16 protein-coding genes and 1 pseudogene are annotated in these 15,505 nt (G+C 44.9%); 7 read left to right on the top strand and 10 right to left on the bottom strand.

All coding sequences use genetic code 11. The features are described 5' to 3' along the window. Positions 1-24: 24 nt before the first annotated feature. The 6 genes from ndhC (at position 25) to QUA03_RS18515 (ending at position 4,306) form a co-directional block, all read left to right on the top strand. The gene (gene ndhC, locus QUA03_RS18540; RefSeq protein WP_333213801.1) at positions 25-387 is read left to right on the top strand and encodes a photosynthetic/respiratory NAD(P)H-quinone oxidoreductase subunit C; all 363 of its coding nucleotides are present in this window, start codon (positions 25-27) and stop codon (positions 385-387) included. Continuing rightward, positions 378-1,103, top strand: a complete 726-nt coding sequence (ndhK, locus tag QUA03_RS18535; RefSeq protein WP_333213799.1) for a photosynthetic/respiratory NAD(P)H-quinone oxidoreductase subunit K — start codon at positions 378-380, stop codon at positions 1,101-1,103. Before ndhC ends, ndhK begins: the two co-directional genes overlap by 10 nt. Beyond that, positions 1,096-1,599 (top strand): NAD(P)H-quinone oxidoreductase subunit J, encoded by a 504-nt coding sequence (locus tag QUA03_RS18530; RefSeq protein WP_333165880.1) that lies wholly within the window; start codon positions 1,096-1,098, stop codon positions 1,597-1,599. Before ndhK ends, QUA03_RS18530 begins: the two co-directional genes overlap by 8 nt. 149 nt (positions 1,600-1,748) lie before the next feature. Beyond that, a complete protein-coding gene (locus tag QUA03_RS18525) occupies positions 1,749-3,191 on the top strand; it encodes a hypothetical protein (protein ID WP_333213797.1) in 1,443 nt (480 codons plus the stop codon). A gap of 130 nt (positions 3,192-3,321) precedes the next feature. Then, positions 3,322-3,570 (top strand): DUF4926 domain-containing protein, encoded by a 249-nt coding sequence (locus QUA03_RS18520; protein ID WP_333213795.1) that lies wholly within the window; start codon positions 3,322-3,324, stop codon positions 3,568-3,570. Positions 3,571-3,685: 115 nt separating this feature from the next. After that, complete coding sequence (locus tag QUA03_RS18515) at positions 3,686-4,306, top strand: Uma2 family endonuclease (RefSeq protein WP_333213793.1); 621 nt, start codon at positions 3,686-3,688, stop codon at positions 4,304-4,306. Between the two features lie 277 nt (positions 4,307-4,583). Here the strand turns inward: QUA03_RS18515 and QUA03_RS18510 are convergent, their stop codons facing one another. From QUA03_RS18510 to QUA03_RS18470, 9 genes are all read right to left on the bottom strand, one after another. Continuing rightward, positions 4,584-5,249, bottom strand: a complete 666-nt coding sequence (locus tag QUA03_RS18510; RefSeq protein WP_333213791.1) for a Na(+)/H(+) antiporter subunit B — start codon at positions 5,247-5,249, stop codon at positions 4,584-4,586. Continuing rightward, complete coding sequence (locus QUA03_RS18505; RefSeq protein WP_333213789.1) at positions 5,249-5,836, bottom strand: DUF4040 domain-containing protein; 588 nt, start codon at positions 5,834-5,836, stop codon at positions 5,249-5,251. Before QUA03_RS18505 ends, QUA03_RS18510 begins: the two co-directional genes overlap by 1 nt. Then, positions 5,826-6,113: a monovalent cation/H(+) antiporter subunit G gene (locus QUA03_RS18500; RefSeq protein WP_333213787.1), complete on the bottom strand. Its 288-nt coding sequence runs from the start codon at positions 6,111-6,113 to the stop codon at positions 5,826-5,828. Before QUA03_RS18500 ends, QUA03_RS18505 begins: the two co-directional genes overlap by 11 nt. Then, positions 6,110-6,340, bottom strand: coding sequence for a hypothetical protein (locus QUA03_RS18495; protein WP_190739580.1), 231 nt, complete (start codon positions 6,338-6,340; stop codon positions 6,110-6,112). Before QUA03_RS18495 ends, QUA03_RS18500 begins: the two co-directional genes overlap by 4 nt. A gap of 150 nt (positions 6,341-6,490) precedes the next feature. After that, complete coding sequence (locus tag QUA03_RS18490; protein WP_333213785.1) at positions 6,491-6,874, bottom strand: Na+/H+ antiporter subunit E; 384 nt, start codon at positions 6,872-6,874, stop codon at positions 6,491-6,493. Beyond that, on the bottom strand, positions 6,871-8,301 hold the full coding sequence (locus QUA03_RS18485) for a cation:proton antiporter (protein ID WP_333213783.1): 1,431 nt from the start codon (positions 8,299-8,301) through the stop codon (positions 6,871-6,873). Before QUA03_RS18485 ends, QUA03_RS18490 begins: the two co-directional genes overlap by 4 nt. Then, positions 8,298-8,633 (bottom strand): cation:proton antiporter subunit C, encoded by a 336-nt coding sequence (locus tag QUA03_RS18480; protein ID WP_333213781.1) that lies wholly within the window; start codon positions 8,631-8,633, stop codon positions 8,298-8,300. Before QUA03_RS18480 ends, QUA03_RS18485 begins: the two co-directional genes overlap by 4 nt. Positions 8,634-8,977: 344 nt before the next feature. Further along, entirely contained in the window at positions 8,978-10,243 is a 1,266-nt protein-coding gene (locus tag QUA03_RS18475; RefSeq protein ID WP_333213779.1) for an ABC transporter permease, read from the bottom strand. A 173-nt stretch (positions 10,244-10,416) separates the two neighbouring features. Then, positions 10,417-12,234 (bottom strand): efflux RND transporter periplasmic adaptor subunit, encoded by a 1,818-nt coding sequence (locus QUA03_RS18470; protein WP_333213777.1) that lies wholly within the window; start codon positions 12,232-12,234, stop codon positions 10,417-10,419. 629 nt (positions 12,235-12,863) lie between these two features. Between QUA03_RS18470 and QUA03_RS18465 the strand changes: the two genes are divergently transcribed. Next, a complete protein-coding gene (locus QUA03_RS18465) occupies positions 12,864-15,167 on the top strand; it encodes a patatin-like phospholipase family protein (protein WP_333213775.1) in 2,304 nt (767 codons plus the stop codon). A 175-nt stretch (positions 15,168-15,342) separates the two neighbouring features. Here QUA03_RS18465 and QUA03_RS18460 read toward each other — a convergent pair. Further along, a pseudogene (locus QUA03_RS18460) lies at positions 15,343-15,505 on the bottom strand (IS5/IS1182 family transposase); the annotation flags it as partial.

Below are 15,505 nucleotides of genomic sequence, written 5' to 3'. Positions count from 1 at the left end.
TCACCTAGGCAGTAATTATTCACCGTGTTTGCACTCAGCGGCTACGAGTATTTCTTAGGCTTCCTGTTAATTTCCAGCCTAGTCCCTATCCTCGCCCTCACGGCGTCTAAGGTACTGCGGCCCAAAAGTCGTCCCTACGACCGACGCACTACCTACGAATCCGGCGTCGAGCCGATCGGCGGAGCCTGGATTCAATTCAACATCCGATATTATATGTTCGCCCTAGTCTTCGTCATCTTCGACGTAGAGACCGTCTTCCTCTATCCTTGGGCGGTTGCTTTCAACCAGCTAGGACTGTTGGCTTTCATGGAAGCCTTGTTTTTTATCACGATCCTCGTTATTGCTCTTGTCTATGCATGGCGCAAAGGAGCCTTGGAATGGTCTTAAGTTCAGACAAATCACAAAAACCTCTAATTGTCAACCCCGCTATTCGCCCTGAAGTCACATCCGAATTATCAGAGAACGTCATCCTAACTACGGTTGATGACCTCTACAATTGGGCGAGACTTTCGAGCCTGTGGCCGCTGCTTTACGGTACCGCTTGCTGCTTCATCGAATTTGCAGCTTTGATCGGATCGCGCTTTGACTTCGACAGATTCGGCTTAGTACCGCGATCGAGCCCCCGACAAGCCGACTTGCTGATCACTGCCGGCACCATCACCATGAAGTACGCCCCCATCTTGGTGCGGCTGTACGAACAAATGCCGGAACCCAAATACGTGATCGCGATGGGCGCCTGCACCATCACCGGCGGAATGTTCAGCGTAGACTCCCCCACAGCAGTCAGAGGCGTTGACAAACTGATTCCCGTAGACGTGTACATCCCCGGCTGTCCCCCCCGCCCAGAAGCGATTATTGATGCAATTATCAAACTGCGGAAAAAAATCGCCAACGATTCGATGCAAGAACGTGGCAACTTGCAGCCCACCCACCGCTACTACACCAGACCCCACAAAATGAAAGTAGTAGACGACATCTTGGATGGCAAATACTTGTCTGTTGCAGGCCGGATAGCGCCGCCGAAGGAATTGACGGAAGCAATGGGAATGCCAGTACCGCCGGCCCTGCTTGCAGGACAAAAACAGGAGGTAAACCGTGGCTGAGACAGAATCTGCAATTGTTGAAGCCGGGAAGGTTTCCCAGTGGTTGACTCAAAATGGCTTTGAACACGAAGCTTTAGCGGCTGATAATTTGGGCGTGGAGATATTAAAGGTCGATCGAGACTTCTTAATTCCGATGTCAACAGCACTGTATGCCTACGGGTTTAATTATATGCAGTGCCAGTGCGCCTACGACCAAGGGCCGGGACAAGATTTAGTCAGCGTCTACCACTTGGTTAAACTGACAGACAATGCTTCCAAGCCTGAAGAAGTCCGCGTCAAAGTATTCGTACCCCGCGAAGATCCCAGAGTGCCATCAGTATACTGGATTTGGAAAGCAGCCGACTTTCAAGAGCGGGAATCCTACGATATGTACGGCATTGTGTACGAAGGACATCCGAATCTGAAACGGATTTTGATGAACGAAGATTGGGTAGGCTGGCCGCTGCGGAAAGATTACATTTCCCCTGATTTCTACGAATTGCAAGACGCTTATTAAGGGAGTTTTGCGAGGGCGGGTGTAGAGCATAAAATTTGACTTTTGGGGTTAAGTTTTATGCGAAACTCGCCCTCTGTTTTTTTTAACTGGTTCCTCAGCTCTGCCTGGGAACCGATGTCCAAAAACGCTATTTTCAAAAAAGTATTAGTATGGTTTACGAAACTGCTGGTTTAATAGCTTTACTAAGCATAGTAATAGTTTACCTGCAACTTCGCAGGGGTAAGAACAAACCAGAGGATAACAGGCCCGAAGCACAGACAGTTGAGCTTAGGCAAATAAACCAGCAGTTACAACAAGCAAATAACCTATTTACCGCCTTTATAGTTCAAATCCTGGCAAGATTTAAGCAAAAAGAGGCAGAACTCAAGGCAGCTACTACTGAGAACAATTCTTTGAAGCAGACGGTTCAAAGCCTACAACAACAGTTAGCAAGCGTTGAGAGCGAAAGAGATGAAGTAAGGAAAATTTCAACAAATCTTCGTATTGAAAATATTTACTTTGAACAAAAAATTGAAGAACTAGAAGCTCATAAAAAAGTTCTTATTCAAGAATTGGGGGGTTCTCTCAGTAGTCAAGATATAGAGTTTATAACGTGGGAATTTTTAATCGAGAAAGTTAAAGAGGTTACTAGCCAGCTTAATGAAGTCATAGCCCTAAATCAATCCCTCATTAAAACAAATACGGATTTACAGCAAGAAATAGACGTTCTGAGAAGAGACTTAAATCAAGTTAAAGATAATAATACTAGATTGACACAAGATAATCTACAACTCCGAGCTAGCCAAAACTCTTTAGAGTCAGAAATAAGACGAGAACTAGACCGAGTTCAACCTTTAGAGATAGATAATAACCAGCTCCAGCAAGAAAAAACCCAATTAGAAAGAAAGGTTTATGAGTTAAATTTATTAAACTCCAATTCACGTCAATTAGAAACAAAAGTTAAGCAACTAGAAGAGAATGCCAGAGAGCTAGAAAAAGCCAAAATAAGTTTAGAGCTACAGCTAGAAAGAAAGGTTTATGAGTTAAATTTATTAAACTCCAATTCACGTCAATTAGAAACAAAAGTTAAGCAACTAGAAGAGAATGCCAGAGAGCTAGAAAAAGCCAAAATAAGTTTAGAGCTACAGCTTAAGGACGAGAGAAATAAAGTTGCACTTCTTGAGGAAAAAATTAAGATTTTGGAAATTGAAAATGGGGATGAGGAAATTAATCTGCTGCTTGCAAAAATAGATCAACTAAAGGAGATAATAAAAAGACTTCGAGATGGTCATCATGATGAAATAAATTTATTAAAATATTATAATAATTTAGTTTATTTCGTTCAAACATTTTTAGGAACTTCAGGTAGAGAGGAATTAGATGATTGGGGAAAAACAGAAGAGTTTTACATAGAACTTATCAGTAGACTTTGTTTTATCGATACGATACTCGTAACTAAAATTAGATCCTTGGAATATAAATTCCATCCCGTTTATAAGGAATATATTGCTGTGGGTTTAGCTGATAGGTTTAGCTATCCCGGTAAATTTTTGTTTTGGAGTAATGGCGAAATGTGGTCGGAACTAAGTTATTTATTTAATAGTAAGTTGTAATTCATAGTTTATAAATCTAACCGATGAGTTCCAACGAGCGCAAAAAAAACCCAGAAGACGGGGACTTTGAGATGAGATAAACGGAGGGCTACTTATTCGTATCAGCAGTGCCTGGAGGTTATAAAAAAAAGTGGAAAATAATACAATTAAATTACTAGATGTCGTTGCATTGACAGTTGACATTCCTGAATACAATCTGTGGCGCGGACAAGTAGGGACTGTAGTTGAACTGTTGGCTGATGGTGCAGCGTTTGAGGTTGAATTTAGCGATCGCAACGGACGCACTTATGAATCTGTCGGGTTGTATCCAGAGCAAATCATGGTGTTGTATTTTGAGCCAGCATCACCTGATATCAAACCCGAAATGGTTACAGCATAAGCGGCACAATAACTTACGGACTTTATAAAAAATTGTAATTTATAACTGCAGATGCACGCAGATAAACGCAGATAGATAGAGATATAATTTATATTATCGGTGATTCTGAAAACCTATGACTCAAGCTTTACCCAAACTCGTAAACTTCGAGGAATTTGTGGAGTGGCTACCTGAAAATTCGGCGGTACGCTACGAACTGCATAATGGAGATATTGTTGAGATGGCACAACCAGTAGGCGAACACGAGGAAGTTATAAGCTTTCTTGCAGTCGAAATTCCTGTTGAAATCAAACGTCTGGGATTGCCCTACGGTATCCCCCGCCAAGTGATAGTTAGACCTCCTGAAAAAGATTCTGGTTATTTGCCTGATGTGTTGGTGCTGAATCGTGGAAATCTGGCGAACGAAACATTGTGGAAAAAACAATCTATCCTAACTTGGGGTGCATCGATACCGTTGGTAATTGAGGTTGTGTCAACCAATTGGCGCGATGATTACTATTTGAAATACGCTGATTATGAAGAGATGGGTATCCCTGAATATTGGATTGTGGATTATGCTGCGTTGGGTGGACGCAATTTTATTGGCAATCCTAAACAACCGACAATTTCTGTCTGTAACTTGGTTGATGGTGAATATCAAATCCTCAAGTTTCGAGAGAACGATCGCATTGTGTCGCAAACTTTTCCTGATTTGAACCTCACTGCAAACCAGATTTTTCAAGCTGGTTTAGTGTAAGCTGATATCTTACAGATTGGGATTTTTTAACCGCAGATGCACGCAGATAAACGCAGATGAGCTCACAGGAATTTCTTATCAAAAGCAAAGAAACCGGGTTTTTGACCTCGCAAAAAAACCCGGTTTCTGACTACTCGTGCGTAAGCCTTATAAACGTAAAATATCGTTTACGGTTGTTTCTGAATGATTAAACCGCAGAGAACACAGAGGACACTGAGTCAGAGATTGAGAGAGATGATTAATTTCGATGTCAATGGATTTGAGATCGGAACATTTGTCATAGCAATCCGCGATAGCGAATAAACACCAACATCACCGCCCACGATCCTAATGCGACTTTGACTGCAACCAGGATATTCAGCAAGGGGAGAATGCCACCGCTGAAAAGCGTGCCTAACTCTCCGTGGGGTAACTCATATCCTGACAGAGTGATAACGGACAATACAATGAAAACAAGTACCGAAACTTTCTCCAAAGTCGCGGCGTGCCAGCGCTGGTAGATTTCTTGCATCCACTGCGGTGATGAGGTAATCGCCACCAAGCCGATTGCAGTTCCCCCCGCTACACCCGCAGCAAAACCACCGCCAGGACTTAAATGCCCGCGAATTGCTAGTTCGATACCCACCAACGCGGCAATCGTCGCTCCCAATCGCGCCAAAATAATCGATGGTTGATCGGTAAACTGATATATGGCGCAGGACGGCTTTTCATTTGCTAGCATAAAACTTGCACCCAAGATGGCGATCGTAAATACCACAACTTCAAAGATCGTGTCGTACAGCCGATTTCGCAAAATGATACCGGAAACCGCATTGGTTACTCCACTATCTTGAACAACCAATTCGACGATCGAACTTTGCTGCGATAACTCCATTGTGGGATTGGCGATTAGCAGCATTTTGACAAACAGCGCTATCCCTGATAAAAAGTAAACCCACTTCATCAATGTTTGTCCTCTGCGTCTGGTGTATTTACATAGGTTAGGGTTGTCCCTGGTGATGAAAGTTCGGTTTGCATGATGTCATAGACACGCCGAACTCTGGTTGCGGTGTTATAAAGTTGCGCTTCGCCGCTGTTTTCCAATAGGCTTTGTGGCGCACAAGCTGCATGAACTTCTTTTTCCCTCAGCGCCCGCTGCAATGCCTGTGTAGTCGCATAGGGAACGAGTTCCAGGCGCATATGGCGTTTCTGAAAAATTGTGCGGATGTCATCTATCAGTTGCTTAAAATCACCTGCGGTTTTGTCGTTTGGTATAGCATCGCCCTCTGTCCCCTCTTCGATTACACCCAGACGCAGCACGAAGGATGAACGCACCGTCACTGCATAAAGTGTAATCGCCAGCAGAGTACCCATCAAGGCTTCGGTCAAGCCCACATCCCCCGCGCCTAAAATTGTATACACCAAGGCGGCGATCGCTCCCAATACCCCCCGCAGTAGCAATGCGTGGTATGGATTGACCTGAAATACCACCATACCAGCAGCTAACGGTAGCAGAGCGACGAGGACATAAATGTAGCTATTATCGTTCATAGTCACTCCCTGTTTGGGAACAATAGGCCAGCACATATCCCAGCATTGTGTTCCAGATTGCTAAGCAAATGATCGCCAGAATCAGCAGCGGCCATTTATTGGGTATTTTCAGCAGCAATCCGACGAGGATAGCCATCGAACCCAGCGTATCTGCTACCGAAAGACTGTGCAGTTTATATAAAACCGATCGCTTCCCAAGTAGGTAAGAAGTACCCCAAAACCAGAAAAAAATCCCTATACCGATGCAGGTATAGCTCAATACATCTATTACGATCATGCTTCAGTGATACGTTTGATTATTTGTGCCAACAACATCAATCCAGCATTACCCACACTGAGGATAATCGCCGCCACCACACCGATCATCCAATCATCGCGCCAGACGGATATGACGAGAGCGATGATTGCCGCCTTGGTCGAAATACTGGCAAACGCCAACATTGTTTGCCAGATATCATGATCTTTCCATACCTCGTACATGGGTATGAGCAGAGCCAAAATCATCGCAATTAAAATCAAGTTGTTCAAGTTGTTCAATTGTGTGCCCTCCTGACTTTTTGCTGACTTAGCTAAATAAGAATTACTGATTTCTCCCTGCTCTTTCTCTGCGTTCTCTGCGTTCTCTGCGGTTAAAAAATTCCGAAAAAACTTCAGCTAATTACTGGAAGTCCGCCGCACCCGGTGTACTTCGTAAAAACCCTCTTCGTGGTATTTTACGACGATTGTTTTAGGTGTAAAAGTGATCAGGAAGACATCTAGGAAGATCAGCAAGGGCGATCGATGGTTTGGCACTTTTTCCATGATCACATCTTCGTGTCTGTGGGGACGGAAGATGAGTTCAAAAGCTTCCAGATAAGCTATCGGAATCGCCATGAAGATTTTACCCAACACCCCCAACCATTCCCTCAAAGGTTCCGGGGGTGCGTAGCTGCGCGGCAAGAGGAAAGCAATGATGAAGCCGATCGCAATATTTGCCAAACTAAAATCGGCAGTAAGTAGAAACCAGATCGTCAGTCTTAATATTAGCTGTCCAATCATGTGGGTAATGCCATCCAGAATAGTAGGAGCGAAATCAAGCTCATAAAACCGACCAAATGATCGAATTGTTCAAGCATACGTGGCAGTTTGATTGCCGTGCGTTGAAAAATTAGAAAATAGGCTGACCAACCAACGCCGATGATGGCGATCGCCTTAAGCATATTTTCCAGCGTATAAGCCTGAACATCAAAAGCATTGGCTCCAATCAGCCCAGCTAGCAACAGCAACACCGCAGGCCAAAAACCGGGTTTGACTGCTGTTTGTCCGCCACGAGGTAGAAAGATGAATTTAGCAAAAGAGATTGCTGTTCCGACTGCTGCGACATTCATCGCGATCGCTTGCCAGGAGCCCAAATTCTTCACCGTTAACGTCTTTGCCCCAAAGCCAACCAACATGGGAAAGCCAGAGATTGATAAGCTAGCTATGACTAAGGCAATCCAGATCTTGGTATTGATCGGCTTCTGTTTCAATTCTTTCAGATTACGACTCGGTAACGATCCTGCAATCAGAAACAGCGACGATTTGACCAAACCGTGGGCCAGCGCATAAAACCCACCCACCGACGGTGCAGCGAGGATAAAGCCCAACTGCGAAACCGTGTGAAAAGCCAACATCCGTTTGCTATCTTTTTCTAAAACGGCATAGAACACGCCCAGCAGCGCCGTCCCGACGCCAAAGATTTGGACGATGGGTGCCACCTCCTCCACCATCAGCGCACAGCGCACGAGGGGATATACCCCCGCTTTGACCACAATCCCTGACAGCAAAGCCGACACAGGCGTTTCTGCTTCCGAGTGAGTTAACGGTAGCCATAACCCCGATACAAACACACCTCCCTTAACCAAGAGTCCCATAAAGATCAGAGCGATCGCCTCTGGGGGCGCTGCACCCAAGCCGGCAAAACTAAACGAATTACTTGCCTTATAAACCAGCACGGCACCGACTAGATAAAACAGCATTGCCGTGTTGCTAATAAATAGATAGCGCAAAGCCACCCAAATCGAGCGATCGGTGCGAGGATAGGCAATCAAGAGAAACGCCGCAATGCCACTTACCTCTAACCCCACATATAAACTGATAAAGTCAGTAGAAGCAAAGGCCGCATTCAGGCTGCCATGCACCATCAGAATCTGTGCATAAAAAAATGCCGTCTTATCTGTGGGCCAACAGTAGATAATCACCGCTGCTGTGACTAAGGCATTGGTTAAGATGAAATAGCCGCTCAAGCGATCGACTAACAACGTGACACTGAAATTATCGAGTAACTCCAGCGTCACCGCTGACGGCATAGCAAAAAGCAGGAACGCATAGGCAGCGGACGCGATCGCTCCGAATATTGCGAGATACTTGTCAAACTTCGGAATCAAATAAATAGTAAACCCGACAAAAAACGGGAGTCCAATCCAGGCTAGCGTCAGGGTATTCATGGGGTATTATTCATCTCGATTTCGTTACTTTCTAATGTCGGATTATCTCGTGCCAGCTTCATCACACTGACCAGCATTAAAGCCTGAATCGAAAAGCCGATCACGATCGCCGTTAAGATCACCGCCTGGGGAACCGGATCGGCGTAAGCGACATTTTTCCCCTTTGAAATAATTGGTGTCAGCAAGCCTTCCCGCGATGCCACCACCACGTAATAGGCTATAACCCCTGTACTCATGACATCCATACAGACGATTTTCATGATCAGGTTCTTTTTAAAGATGATACCAAAAAATCCGCAAAATACTGTTGCCAATACCAATGCTTCTAACATGGAAATTGCGTGTTGGATAAGGGGTTTTTGTTATTATATTTGAATGAGCGTATATTATTTCTAATGGGCGTCAAGCTCTTTCCCTTACCTGAAACGCAGTCTAGATAAAGGAAAGAGTTTGACGCCCCGTCAGAGCTAAAACCCTTGTCAATTCGAGATCCAAGCAAATTCAAGCTCAAATGGTTTACCGATCTGAGTTTGCAGCCATTTTTGAGCTGATTTTTGTTTAAGTCCCGTTAGCGCATCTGTAGCCTAAAACGAAGTCTGATCGTCCATCAAACCTGGTTTCTGACCACTCCTGCGTCCAAGACTGTTGAATTTAACGGGGTTGAATGTCAGTAACTTCAATCATTCCGCAAAGCTGCGATCGGATCTAAGCGAGCCGCATTCCGAGCCGGCAATACTCCCGCCAATAAGCCTACAGTAAAAGACAGCCCAAAACCTGCCGCGATCGACCATACAGAAACCACAAACGGAAATTTGAACGCTGTCGAAGCCCCAAACGCGATTGCAACTCCCAACCCAATACCCGCCGTTCCCCCCACCGTGGAAACTAAAATAGATTCCGCCATAAATTGAATTAGAATTGCTGCATTAGTAGCACCTACCGCTTTGCGAATCCCGATTTCCTTAGTCCGTTCCACAACAGACACCAACATAATATTAGCAATACCGATGCCTCCAACCACCAAAGAAATTCCGGCGATCGCGCCCACCATAACCGTAAATAAACCGATCACATTACTAAAAGTATTGACTATTTCAGCTTGATTGACAACTCGAAAATCATCCGGTTGTGGCGGATAAATATTGTGGCGCAAGCGCATGATATTTTCCACTTGAAATTGAGCATCCGCTAAATCCGCTTCGCCGGCAGTTTCCAACCAAAAACCCGATATCGCAATCCCCGCTAAAGAATTTCTACCCACAATCCGCGAAGACATATTTTTGAGGGGAATATACACTCTATCGTCCTGATCAGTCCCCCCTACAGACCCCTTGCTTTCCATCACTCCAATGACCTTGTAGCGGTTTCCCTGAATGCGAATATCGGAGGATAGCGCATTAACTCCGGCTCCAAAAAGTTCGTCCCGCACCTTAGAACCGAGGACAACTACAGGCTCAGCAGCATTCAATTCATCCTCGTTAAAAAACCGTCCTTCTTGGGGTTGAATGTTCTTCACATCTGGATAGTTTAAATCCGTTCCCAAAATCGAAGTAAATGAATTTTGTCCGCCGTAAACCACTTGCACTTGGCGCTGCAAATAAGCCGAAATCGCCTTAACAGCGGGAGCTTGTTTGCCGATCGCCCTAGCGTCATCCCAAGTAAGAGTAGTAGCAGAACCGCTTCCCTGACTGACACCGCCCGATCGCGAAGCGCCCGATAAAACCAACAGCACATTTGTACCCAAAGCCTTTAACTGTTCTTCAGTTGATTTTTGTACACCCTGTCCCACCGAAGTAATAGCAATTACCGAAGATATCCCAATAATTACGCCCAGCATAGTTAAACTGGTACGCAACTTATTATTCCACAGCGCCTCTGTCGCCATGAACGCGATTTGAACGTTAGAGATTTTGTTGGTGCGGGGGCGAGTCTGTAATTTCATATTATTATTGATTGGGCATTGGGCATTGGGCATTGGGAATTGGGAATTGGGCATTGGGCATCGGTAATTAAAACTTTCTTCCTTCTTCCTGACATCCGTTACAGAATCCGTTGCCGAACTTTTCCTCCTTCGCGCCCTTCGCGCCTTCGCGGTTCAATAAAAAAATCAAAACCCTAACGCAAGCGCGTTCCCCCACCCGGTTGCAAACCCGGAATCCCACCCGATGGATTTTGGGATCTAGGCCGCAATCCGGGGGGGAAACTCATCAGCACTTTTTCATTTCCTTTCAAACCCGATCGCACTTCCGTCTTATCATCCACCGTCATACCAGTCTTAATCGGCATAAAAGCAGGTTTACCATCTTCTGGACCCGGAACATAAACCCCCGTTTCCCTTTGTTGGCGGACAATTGCCGCAGTCGGAACTACCAAAACATTTTTGAGTTCACCAGCCTTAAACTCAACATTCACATTCATGCCCGATCGCAGCATTTGTTTATCATCATTAATAATTGCCGCTTTAACCTCAAAACTTGTCACATTTTGCTGGACGATCGACTGAGGCGAAATTTGACTGATTTTACCTACAAAAGTCTTTCCCGCAAAAGCATCAGCTTGAATAGACGCAGCCTGGCCGATCCGAATCTGAGAAATATTTGTTTCTGCTACGTTTGCTACTAATTGATTTTTTGAAGCTAAGGACAAAATCGAAGAAGAAGTCGCCGAAGAAACCGCACTACCTGCCGTAGTGGGAGTCACAAAAGCGCCCGGATCGGCGTACTTGCGAGTAACAGTGCCGGTGAAAGGAGCCCGCAGCACAGTGTCGTTAATCTGCGCTTGAACGCTTTGCAGGCTGCCTCTAGCGGCGAGAACTTGAGCGCGGGCTTGGGCGATGTCTTCCGGGCGAGAACCGGCTTCTAGTAGCGCCAAAGCTTGCTGTTTTTGCTCGACGGCAGCCTGTCCCCCAGCGATGTCTTCCGGGCGTGCGCCCGATCGCGCCAGGGCCAAAGCTTGCCGTTTTTGCTCCACAGCAGCCCGCCCCGCAGCGATTTCTTCGGGGCGAGCACCCGATCGCGCCAGGGTCAAAGCTTGCCGTTTTTGCTCCACAGCAGCCCGCCCCGCAGCGATTTCTTCGGGGCGAGCACCCGCTTGCAGCAAAGCTACAGCTTGTTCGGCTTGCCTGACTTGCGTTTGAGCTCGATCGCGCTCGGTGCGGGAGTTGTTGACAACTTGCAAAGCAATGGCGCCGGCATTATAGAGTTCCTGATTTCTCTGAAAGTCTTCCTCAGCTTGGTTTTTCGCGTATTCGGCATCTCTGAGTTTGGCAATTGCTTGGGCGATGTCTTCAGGGCGATTGCCTTTGAGCAATTTTTGTAAATTTGCCTGTTGTTCTGCTAACGCTGCCTCAGCTACGGCAATATCTTGGGTTCGATTGCCGTTGAGCAATTTTTGCAACGTTGCCTGTTGTTCTGCTAACGCTGCCTCAGCTACAGCAATGTCTTGGGTTCGATTGCCGTTGAGCAATTTTTCCAGACTTGCCTGTTGTTCTGCTAACACTGCCTTAGCCACAGCAATATCCTGCGATCGAGTGCCGTTGACCAATTTTTCCAGGTTTGCTTCCGCAGCTGCGAGTTGTCCGCGAGTTTGGGTAAGTTGGCCTTGGAGGTTGGAGTCGTCCATGTAGGCGAGAATCTGCCCTTGTTCAACCTTATCTCCTTCCTTGACAAGCAAACTTTTGAGCATTCCTGAAGTTTTGGGGCTGACGTTAACGGAACGTTCAGGCACAATTGTGCCATTTGCCGAAATAGTAATCGGCAGGTTCACCCTTTCGATAGCAACGGTTTTTTCCTTGCGCCTGGTTTCGCGGCTGGATTTGACTGTTAACTGGCTGTAAGCTGTGTAGCCGACTCCTGCAAGCAGGGATGTGGCCAGGAGTCCGCTAAGCCACGGAGTCAACTCTTTTTTAATCTGAAAGTGCTTTACTAAGTACATATAAATTAGACCTGATGGGTCTGTCTTGAATTTAGACCGATCGGGAACAGAAAAGGTTCAATTGAAGTCTGAGCGAGTTTTTGCGTTTGTGGTGGCGCCAAGTTACTCACAGTCCTGGACGACTTAAACATGACTTTAGAGAAAGAACCTCACGCTAAAATTGATCCCACCTTTGGCACCCGCGAGCGTGTCACACCACGAATTTTGGGATGAGTGAGCATTTTGGGCTGGCGATCGCGAAGCATAAATAATTGTTAACAATACTTCGGACAGTTTTTGATTGCCAACCGTAGAATAAGGGTTTCAAAGCTCCAAGGCAAGTTCGCTACGAACGGAAAATCGTGGTTTTCAGCCTAAGAACTAAAAACAGTCCGGACTATTGAAGCGATCAAGGTATAACAAATCATTGGAGCGGACAAACACCTATGATTTTAGTCAAGCTGAAGTTATCGGTGAGCGCAAAGCATAAATAATTGTTAAGCGATCGATGCCTAACGAATCATTGGATCTGACAAAATCGCAATATTTGAGGTTTGAGTCAGAGGCGATCGTTTTCCGCTCAATTTAGCCGTTAGGTTGCACTTATGTCAAGATAGAGATGTTCCCTTAAAGTCATTAGTTAGTGATATATGCTTGAAAGTGATAACAGAAATAAATTAATTAAAATAATTTCTAATTGGTTTGAAAACCAGCTTAAACCCATCGTGCAGTTTTTGATATATTTAAGAGTACCTCTGACAATCGCAGTGGTATCTTGGTATTTTTATACCCAGATCGATCAAACCATTGAGGTCTATCGTGTAATTGCTTTCGATAATAATGTAGCTCAGGCAGTTTTTTCTACAGTATTGGTTGTTTTTCTTTCACTTGGTGTGTGGTTCGCGGCACGTTTACTTGAGAAATGCTATGAAGCTCGTCTTCCTGACTTCTACAAGCCAAAATTCGATTGCTTATACAAAAATGCACCTCGTTTGCTAGGTACTATACCACTGGGTAGCCTTGCTTATGGCACTTGGGCTACCCAAAAAACATTGCAGAACTTATCAGATCCTACTCCCAAGATTTTTTTGCTAGTGTGGATGTTTAGCAATATAGTTTTATTAGGAATTTTATCTTATTTAATAATTAAACGTGTTGAACTTTTAAAAAACTCAAAGTACCTAGGTTCCTTTGCCTCTAGCAAAAAGGGTGAAGGTCTATTTGGTAAAAAATTTGAAAATGTATTTGTTAATATTTCCTGCTTTGTTTTTATTGTTTTATCTTTGCCTATGATCGTGGCAGCAAAAGATTCACATTTGTCTTTTGGTTTAGTTGCTGTTTTTCTGTTGCTCGTATTTTTTAATGTGGCGCTGTTTTCTTGGCAACCCACGATAAAATCACGAATTACAGTTGTTAGGAATTGTTCAATTTCTCTGCTGGCATCCCTCGCATTAGGGTTGATAATGCCTCCGACATTTCTGCCCGATCTGCTGGGATCAATTAGTGTGGTGGCAATATCATTGACGATTCTGGTGGTTGTTTTTTCAACAATTTACGACTGGGGTCTGCAAACAAAAATACCTGGGATTACGATTCTCATCGTGTTGATTGTTGTTTCTAGCAATTTTAATTTTAATGACAATCATCGCTTTCGACAATTTAGCAAACCCGAAAAGTCAGTCCTTCCAGCTTTAGAATCTAGTTTTCAGCAATGGTTAGCTAATCGCCCCGATCTCGATCAATTCTCAAATAAACCCTATCCTGTCTATATCGCTGCGGCTCAAGGTGGGGGTATCTATGCCGCTTATCATGCAGCAACAGCCTTTACAAAGCTAACAGAATATTTTCCAAGTTTTCCTCAGCATATATTTGCAATCAGTAGTGTTTCTGGCGGTAGCTTGGGGGCTTCTGCCTTTTCAAGTTTGGTGAAATTTGGTGGAATTAGTGGTAAATCCCTTAGCCAAACGGCTAGCAAACTGTTTAGCAGTGACTTGCTTACGCCCCTCCTAACGATGGGGCTATTCCCTGACCTGATTCAACGATTTATCTTTTTTCCAATATACGATTGGGATCGGGGAAGAGGTCTGGAAGTTGCGTTTGAAAAAGCTTGGGATAAGCTGTCTCTTCCAAATCAAGATAATCCCTTGCGGCAGTCTTTTTACCAACACTGGCAGCCCCAGGGCATTGCCCCTGCACTGGTTCTCAACACAACTGTTGTCGAAACTGGCGATCGCCTGGTGATCAGCCCCTTTCAGATTAACTTGCCCAACAAAGAAAATATTGCCATTGATGAACCCGATCTAGATTTGAAACTGAGTACAGCGGCTGGCCTCAGTGCTCGTTTTCCCTACTTCACCCCTGTAGGGTGGTACCAACGCAGTAAGGACAAAAGTAAATTGCATTTGGCTGATGGCGGCTATTTTGATAATTCTGGTATTCCTACCGCTTTGGACATTGGGCGGAGCTTACAGCGACTTAATGGTTACGGAACAACCTTTGAAATTGTCTACCTATCCTTAATTGATGGGCAATTTAACGAGCCTACAACTCAACTCAAGAGTGAAGGACTGAACGAGGTTTTATCCCCAGTTCGTGCCTTGTTTAGTGCGCGCAAGTCCCGCAGCCGCAGTGCTGTTGAGTTGTCTACGTTCACGGTCAATGATGGGATTGACGATCCACTCAAATATAAATTCAGAACCTTGTTCCTGAAAAAGTCAGGTGATGGAGTTAAGTTGCCTCTGGGTTGGCTCATCTCTAAACACTCAAGGGTATTTATCGATCAGCAGACACCTGACCCCAAAGCAAGACCCTGTGATATCAAAAAATTCCGACAAGCCATTGCAAAAGGTCGGGTGGTTATGGATGACAATCATAACCTTTGTGTGATCACATCGATTGGCGACGATTTGAGAATGACCCCAAAGCAAGACCCTGTGATACCAAAAAATTCCTAGAAGCCATTGCAAACGTTCAGGTGAGCAGGGATGACAATCATAACCTTTGTGCGATCGCATTGATTGGCAACGATTTGAGTTAGATTAAGGTAATGTCTAGCGATCTACACCTACTGTCTATTTAGGGCTTGCTGAATAATCGATAGCCAACCAAGAGCAGGAGCGATCGATATATTCAAGCTTGGTTAAATATAAGTTGTTTCGGCATTGATTCCACCCCGTTATAATTGTAGATTATATTCAAGCCAAAAACAGGTGTTCTTTTTCCAAATAGACATAAAAACACACAAAAAACCCGGCGCCACCAGGTAGCAAGGTTCATTACCAAAAAAGTAATT

The organism is Microcoleus sp. S36b_A4, assembly GCF_036700645.1.
Lineage (GTDB): Bacteria > Cyanobacteriota > Cyanobacteriia > Cyanobacteriales > Microcoleaceae > Microcoleus.
This window is presented reverse-complemented; position numbering and strand designations above follow the sequence as displayed.

Coding starts and splice junctions, on each gene's coding strand:
- QUA03_RS18480 (WP_333213781.1), bottom strand. CDS start 8,633: ATGTTAGAAGCATTGGTATTGGCAACAGTATTTTGCGGATTTTTTGGT.
- QUA03_RS18525 (WP_333213797.1), top strand. CDS start 1,749: ATGGTTTACGAAACTGCTGGTTTAATAGCTTTACTAAGCATAGTAATA.
- QUA03_RS18505 (WP_333213789.1), bottom strand. CDS start 5,836: ATGAACGATAATAGCTACATTTATGTCCTCGTCGCTCTGCTACCGTTA.
- QUA03_RS18485 (WP_333213783.1), bottom strand. CDS start 8,301: ATGAATACCCTGACGCTAGCCTGGATTGGACTCCCGTTTTTTGTCGGG.
- QUA03_RS18495 (WP_190739580.1), bottom strand. CDS start 6,340: ATGATTTTGGCTCTGCTCATACCCATGTACGAGGTATGGAAAGATCAT.
- QUA03_RS18490 (WP_333213785.1), bottom strand. CDS start 6,874: ATGATTGGACAGCTAATATTAAGACTGACGATCTGGTTTCTACTTACT.
- QUA03_RS18465 (WP_333213775.1), top strand. CDS start 12,864: ATGCTTGAAAGTGATAACAGAAATAAATTAATTAAAATAATTTCTAAT.
- QUA03_RS18475 (WP_333213779.1), bottom strand. CDS start 10,243: ATGAAATTACAGACTCGCCCCCGCACCAACAAAATCTCTAACGTTCAA.
- QUA03_RS18515 (WP_333213793.1), top strand. CDS start 3,686: ATGACTCAAGCTTTACCCAAACTCGTAAACTTCGAGGAATTTGTGGAG.
- QUA03_RS18470 (WP_333213777.1), bottom strand. CDS start 12,234: ATGTACTTAGTAAAGCACTTTCAGATTAAAAAAGAGTTGACTCCGTGG.
- ndhK (WP_333213799.1), top strand. CDS start 378: ATGGTCTTAAGTTCAGACAAATCACAAAAACCTCTAATTGTCAACCCC.
- QUA03_RS18510 (WP_333213791.1), bottom strand. CDS start 5,249: ATGAAGTGGGTTTACTTTTTATCAGGGATAGCGCTGTTTGTCAAAATG.
- QUA03_RS18500 (WP_333213787.1), bottom strand. CDS start 6,113: ATGATCGTAATAGATGTATTGAGCTATACCTGCATCGGTATAGGGATT.